This is a genomic window from Variovorax sp. OK212 (genome assembly GCF_900112425.1).
GTDB lineage: Bacteria > Pseudomonadota > Gammaproteobacteria > Burkholderiales > Burkholderiaceae_C > Variovorax.
Window position 1 is genome coordinate 1 of record NZ_FOLP01000057.1, and the last position, 2,093, is coordinate 2,093.

Genomic DNA, 2,093 nt, shown 5'->3' on the forward strand with positions numbered 1-2,093 from the left:
CAGACCGAGGGCGATGCGTACGTGACGCTGAACAGCCTGAGCTTCGACAGCCGGGAGCGGCTGGAGCGGTTCGTCGCGAGCTTCAACGAGGTGATTGCACGGCACGACATCCTGCGCACGGCGGTGCTGTGGGAGGGGCTGCCCGAGCCGGTACAGGTGGTGTACCGGCATGCCGTGCTGCAGCTGCAGTGGCTGGAGAGTGCGCAGCAGCTCGACGCCACGGTCGACCCGAGGCACTACCGCATCGACGTGCGCCGCGCGCCGATGCTCGGTGCCATCGCCGCCCCTGACGCTGCCACCGGCAAATGGCTGCTGCAGTTGCCGAACCATCACCTGGTGGTGGACCACACCACGATCGAGCGCATCGTCGAGGAGATCGCGCTGATCCAGCAGGGCCGCGCGGACGCACTGGCGGTACCGGTGGCGTTCAGGCACTTCGTGGCGCAGGCGCGGCTGGGCGTGAGCCAGGCGGAGCACGAGACGTTCTTCCGCCAGATGCTGGGTGACGTGCAGGAACCCACGGCACCCTTCAATCTGCTCGATGTGCAGGGCGACGGCAGCCGTGTGAAGGAGGCACGGCGCCTGGTGGACACCGGGCTTGCCAGCCAGGCCAGACGCCAGGCGCAGCGCCACGGCGTGAGCGCGGCGACGCTGTTCCACCTGGCCTGGGCGCTGGTGGTGGGCAAGGCCAGCGGCAAGGACGACGTGGTGTTCGGCACCGTGCTGTTCGGCCGCATGCAAGGCGGCGCGGACGCCGGCCGGGCGCTGGGCATGTTCATCAACACGCTGCCGCTGCGCGTGCGGCTGGGTGCGCAGGACGTGGTGCAGTGCCTGCGCCAGACGCACGCCGCGCTCAGCGACCTGATGCACCACGAGTACGCCAGCTTGCCGCTCGCGCTGCGTTGCAGCGGGCTGTCGGAGCGGACGCCGCTTTTCACGTCCTTGCTGAACTACCGCTACAGCGTGCAGCCCAAGGCGGGTGAGCAGGACCAGGACTGGCAGGGCATGGAAATGCTGGCCCGCAGGGAGCGCACCAACTACCCGTTCGACATGTCGGTGGACGACCTGGGCGAGGGCTTCGAGCTGGTGGCGCAGGTTCACGAGGCCGTCGACGCGCAGCGCGTCTGCAGCCTGATGCTCGCCGCGCTCGAAGCCGTCGTGCAGGCGCTGGCAGCGCCGGCAGGGCGGCTGGCGTGCCAGCTCGAGGTGGTGCCCGAAGCCGAGCGCGCGCAACTGGCGTCGTGGGGCGCACGCAGGCGGTCGGCCGAGGCCAGCGAGCCGATCCATCGGCTGATCGAACGGCAGGTGCGTGAACGCCCCGACGCTCCGGCCCTGGCGTTCGGCGAACAGGGCCTGAGCTACGGCGAACTCAACGCACAGGCGAACCGCCTGGCGCATCGCCTGATCGATCTGGGCGTGAAGCCCGAGACCAAGGTCGGCATCGCGGTGGAGCGTTCCCTCGAGATGGTCGTGGGCATCCTCGCCATCCTCAAGGCGGGAGGGGCCTACGTGCCGCTGGACCCGGAGTACCCGGCCGACCGCCTGGCCTACATGGTCGAGGACAGCGGCATCGCCTTGCTGCTCACGCAAAGTCACCTGCAGGTGCCGGGCACCGAGGCGTTGGAAGTTCTGGCACTCGACACCCTCGACCTGTCCGCAGAGTCCGACGCCAACCCCGATCTCGACCTGCACGGCGAGAACCTCGCCTACGTGATCTACACCTCGGGCTCCACCGGGCGCCCCAAGGGCGCGCAGCTGTGCCACCGCAATGTGAGCCGCCTGCTCGACGCCACCGACGCGTGGTTCCACTTCGGCCCCGGAGACGTGTGGACGATGTTCCACTCCTACGCCTTCGATTTCTCGGTGTGGGAGATCTTCGGCGCGCTGTGCACCGGCGGCAAGCTGGTGGTCGTGCCGTTCTGGGTCAGCCGCTCGCCGGAGGACTTCCTGCAGCTGCTGCGCAACGAGCGCGTCACGGTGCTCAACCAGACGCCATCTGCCTTCGGCCAGCTGGCCAGCCTGCCGCAGGCTCATGACTTGGCTCTGCGCACGGTGATCTTCGGCGGCGAAGCGCTCGACCCGCAGCGCCTGCG

At 69.2% G+C, this 2,093-nt stretch carries 1 protein-coding gene; it reads left to right on the forward strand.

Translation table 11 applies throughout. From position 1 onward, the window contains the following. Positions 1-2,093, forward strand: a 2,093-nt coding sequence (locus BM004_RS40470) for an AMP-binding protein (protein WP_143120487.1), incomplete at both ends; no start/stop codon positions are given.